At 67.5% G+C, this 4,272-nt stretch carries 3 protein-coding genes; 2 read left to right on the top strand and 1 reads right to left on the bottom strand.

Annotated elements, in window-relative coordinates; all coding sequences use genetic code 11:
* Window positions 1-368 precede the first annotated feature (368 nt).
* Window positions 369-2,147 (bottom strand): monovalent cation:proton antiporter-2 (CPA2) family protein, encoded by a 1,779-nt coding sequence (locus AB4Y84_RS14695; RefSeq protein WP_442244129.1) that lies wholly within the window; start codon window positions 2,145-2,147, stop codon window positions 369-371.
* A 344-nt stretch (window positions 2,148-2,491) separates the two neighbouring features.
* On the opposite strand from AB4Y84_RS14695, the gene mgtE reads away from it, so the two are divergent.
* Together mgtE and AB4Y84_RS14685 are read left to right on the top strand one after the other, a co-directional pair.
* Window positions 2,492-3,862 (top strand): magnesium transporter, encoded by a 1,371-nt coding sequence (mgtE, locus tag AB4Y84_RS14690; RefSeq protein ID WP_312110754.1) that lies wholly within the window; start codon window positions 2,492-2,494, stop codon window positions 3,860-3,862.
* Between the two features lie 135 nt (window positions 3,863-3,997).
* Window positions 3,998-4,272, top strand: a 275-nt coding sequence (locus AB4Y84_RS14685) for a CoA-binding protein (RefSeq protein WP_442250348.1), incomplete at its 3' end; no start/stop codon positions are given.

The raw sequence follows: 4,272 nt of genomic DNA, 5'->3' as shown, positions 1-4,272 counted from the left end.
GAGCCGCGCGTGCCGGGTGTCTCTTCGATGGCCAGGTTCCTGCGCGACAACGGCTGACCCCAAGGCGCGKYAGTGCCGGCCGCTGGCCGGCAGCTTCGCAATCCTGGCGRGGTTCATGAGGTTGCCGGCCAGCGGCCGGCACTACCCAACCCCGTCGGTCAGCGCTCCTTGTCGCCGTCGCTTTCCGCGTCCGAGCCGCGCGTGCCGGGCGTCTCTTCGATGGCCAGGTTCCTGCGCGACAACGGCTGAAGGTCGCACTCCATAGGGTGGGTGCCGACCGTTGGTCGGCAGGATGCCTTCAGTAGATCCACGCCATGCGTGGATGATCGCCGCGCACGGAAACAAAAACATCCACGCATGGCGTGGATCTACTTGTCGTCGCTTTCCGCGTCCGCTTCGAACAGGTGCATCAGGTCGTTGCGGGCATCGCGCGAGGTCTGGATCACGGCGGCCTCGTCGTCGTAGACCAGGTACTGGTCGCGCAGCAGCTTCTCGTCGTGCTCGCGGAACTGCTGCACGTGGCGCTCGGCCACGTTTGGTGCCACGCCCAGCGCGGTCAGCACGCGCCCGCTCATTTCCAGGCTGGTACCGAATACTTCGCGGAACGGTTCGGCCGACATGTCCATCAACCGCCAGGCATGCTGGCGGTTGCGCGCACGCGCCAGCACCGTCGCGTCCGGGTACAGGCGGCGCACCATGCGCACCGCCCGCAGGTTGGTTTCCGGGTCGTCCACGGTGATCACGAACACGTCGATGTGCTCGCCACCGGCGGCGCGCAGCATCTCCGGCCGGGTCGGATCGCCGTAGTACAGCTGGTTGCCGAAGCGGCGCAGGTCGGCCACCGTGTCCGGGTTCGCCTCCAGTGCCACGAACGGCACCTTCTGCGCGGTGAGCAGGCGCGCGATCACCTGGCCGAAGCGGCCCATGCCGGCAATCAGCACCTTCGGGCGATTGTCCGGCGCCACCTTGTCGGCCTCCGCCGCCTGGCGGGGCGCGACCTTCTCCTCGCCGAGCAGGCGTATCAGGGCGATCATCAGCAACGGGGTGATCGCCATCGACAGGCCGACGATCGCCACCAGCCGGTCATGGTTGGCATTGCCCAGCAGATGCGCACGCTGTGCTTCGTTGAACACCACGAAGGCGAATTCGCCGCCCAGCCACAACACGCTGCCCAGCAGCAACGACTGCCGCGAGCTGAGTCTGGCGATACGGCCGATGGCGTACAGCAGGCTGAACTTCACCACCAGCAGGATCGCCACGCCCGCAGCGATCATCCACGGTTCGGCGGCGATGCGGTCCAGGTCGATGCCCATGCCCACGGCAATGAAGAACAGGCCCAGCAGCAGGCCCTTGAACGGCTCGATCTGCGATTCCAGCTCGTGCCGGAATTCCGAATCGGACAGCAGCACGCCGGCCAGGAACGCCCCCAGGCTGGGGCTCAGGCCGGCTTCCTGCATGAACCAGGCGGTGCCCAGCACCACCAGCAGCGCGGTGGCGGTGAATACTTCCGGGCTGCGGGTGCGGGCGATGATGCCGAACACCCGGCGCAGCACCGGCCGCCCGCACAGGATCACCACCGCCAGCGCGCCCAGCGCGACGGCCGCATCTTCCCAGCGCAGCGTCTCGTTCTTGACCCCGCCCAGCAGCGGAATCGCGGCCAGCAGCGGAATGGCGATCAGGTCCTGGAACAGCAGGATGGCAAACCCCAGCCGGCCATGGTCGCTGTTGATCGCCTTGTGCTCGGACAGCAGCTGCAGGCCGACCGCGGTCGACGACAGCGCCAGCGCCACGCCCACCACCAGCGCGCTCTTCCACTGGAAGTGATCGAGCAGCAGCAGGCCGCCCAGCACCAGCCCGGACAGCGCCACCTGCGCCGCGCCCGCACCGAACACCGAGCGCCGCATCACCTTCAGCCGGGCCGGGGACAGCTCCAGCCCGATCACGAACAGCAGCATGACCACGCCGATCTCGGCCGCGCCGAGGATGCGGTCGGCGTCCTGTACGAAGCCCAGACCGTCCGGCCCCAGCACCACGCCGGCCGCCAGGTAGCCCAGCACCGCGCCGAAGCCGAACTTCTTGAACACCGGCACCGCGATCACCGCGGCCAGCAGCAGCACCAGTGCCAGTTCCAGACCACCGCTATGCATGGGAATACCTGGTCATCGGAAGGCCGGCTGTGCGTCCGTTCGGCGGGGAGGGGAAGCGCGGCGGGTGCCACCTGGGCATTATGCGCGCGCCGCTGTGTACGCACGAGAACGGCAGCGGGCCCATTGTCCGGTCAGCGTGGCGGGTTGACCTGCACCGACCGCAGGTCCAGACTGCCCGCCGCTGCCGGCGTGTCCGGCAGTACACCCCTCCGGAGTCCCCAACCCATGTCCAGCGACAGTAGAAGTCGACCTCGGTCGACGCCAGCGATGGCCACCGCCTGACACCGGGACGGTTTGCCTGCGTTGGCGTTGCGCGAGGTCGCACCCCATGAAGGCGAATCACCATGAACCAGAAGCAATTGCTGCGTCCGGTGGCCGATGCCGCAGCATTGTCGGCACCGCTGGCGAACTACAACACCGCCGACGCGGTCGAATTCCTCAACACGCTCGAACTGCAGCGCGCTGCCGAGACGCTGGCCGCGCTGTCGCTGCCGCGTGCAGTGAAAATGCTCGAGGCGCCGGAGCTGCACCGCAGTGGCGAGCTGGTTGCCGCACTGCCGCCGGCACGCGCCGCCGCGCTGCTGGGATTGATGGCCGACGACCGTGCCACCGATATCGTCCACGAGCTGGATGAAGAAGAACGCGCGCGGCTGATTCCGCTGTTGGGCAACGAAGCCCGGCAGACCATCCAGAAGCTGCTGAGCTACCCGCCGAACACCGCCGGTGCGCTGATGACCACCGAGTTCGTCGCCGTGCCCGCCACCTGGACCGTGGCCCAGACCCTGCAGCACATCCGCCAGGTCGAACGCACGCGCGAGACCGTGTATGCGATCTACGTGCTCGACCCGGCCAACCAGCAGCTGCAGCAGGTGGTGACCATGCGCCGGCTGATCACCGGGCTGCCGGAGGAATCGATCCTGGACGTGGCCCAGGTCAATCCGCCGGTGATGGTGGATGCGCAGATGGACCAGGAAGACGTGGCGCGGCTGATCCGCCGCCACGATCTGCTGGCCATTCCAGTGGTGGACGCGCAGCAGCACATGCTCGGCATCGTCACCGTCGATGACATCCTCGATGCGCTGATCGAAGAGTCCACCGAAGACGCGCACAAGTTCGGCGGCATGGAGGCGCTGGACAAGCCGTACATGCAGATCGGCTTCTTGGAGATGCTGCGCAAGCGCGCCGGCTGGCTGAGCGTGCTGTTCGTCGGCGAGATGCTGACCGCCAGCGCGATGCAGCACTACGAGGACGAACTGGCGCGCGCGGTGGTGCTGACCCTGTTCATTCCGTTGATCATGAGCTCGGGTGGCAACTCCGGTTCGCAGGCGACCTCGCTGCTGATCCGCAGCCTGGCGCTGCGCGAACTGCGCCTGCGCGACTGGTGGAAGGTGGCCCTGCGCGAAGTGCCCACCGGCATGGTGCTCGGCGCCATCCTCGGTTGCCTGGCCATCGTACGCATCGTGATCTGGCAGCTCGGTGGCTTCCATGACTACGGCGAGCACTGGATCCTGCTGGCGATCACCATCGGCGCCGCGCTGGTGGGTATCGTCACGTTCGGCTCGCTGTCCGGGTCGATGCTGCCCTTCATCCTCAAGCGGCTGGGCTTCGACCCGGCCAGCGCCTCGGCCCCGTTCGTGGCCACCCTGGTGGATGTGACCGGCCTGGTCATCTACTTCAGCATCGCCGCGATGATCCTGCACGGGACGCTGCTGTAACGGGGGCGTCATCCACGCATGGCGTGGATCTACTGGTTCTGGCCGGCGTAGTAGATCCACGCCCTGCGTGGATGCGATGCCAGGTTCCTGCGCACGATCATGCCGCCGCAGCGCCGGTCCGTGTAACGTAGGCACATGAGTACCTACCACCTGCAGTCCGTGTTCCGTCCGCAGTCGGTCGCGGTGATCGGCGGCAGCCCGCGTGAGCGCTCGGCGGGCCGCGCAGTGATGCGCAACCTGCGCGGCACCGGCTTCCCCGGCAAAGTGGCATGGATCAACCCGCGCCATGCGGAGATCGATGGCATCCGCACGGTGAAGCGGCTGAAGGACCTGGACTGGGTGCCGGAACTGGTGGTGATCACCGCACCGGCCGCCATCGTGCCGCAGGTGGTACGCACCGCTGCCGAACG

Origin of the sequence: Stenotrophomonas sp. 2YAF22, from assembly GCF_052114665.1 — a bacterium.
In the GTDB taxonomy this organism is placed as follows: domain Bacteria; phylum Pseudomonadota; class Gammaproteobacteria; order Xanthomonadales; family Xanthomonadaceae; genus Stenotrophomonas; species Stenotrophomonas indicatrix.
Note: the sequence above shows the minus strand (reverse complement) of the source record. Positions and strands in the feature narration are given on the sequence as shown.

Bases quoted from the DNA above. Each gene is read 5' to 3' on its own strand.
- AB4Y84_RS14695 (WP_442244129.1), bottom strand. From the start codon at position 2,147: ATGCATAGCGGTGGTCTGGAACTGGCACTGGTGCTGCTGCTGGCCGCG.
- mgtE (WP_312110754.1), top strand. From the start codon at position 2,492: ATGAACCAGAAGCAATTGCTGCGTCCGGTGGCCGATGCCGCAGCATTG.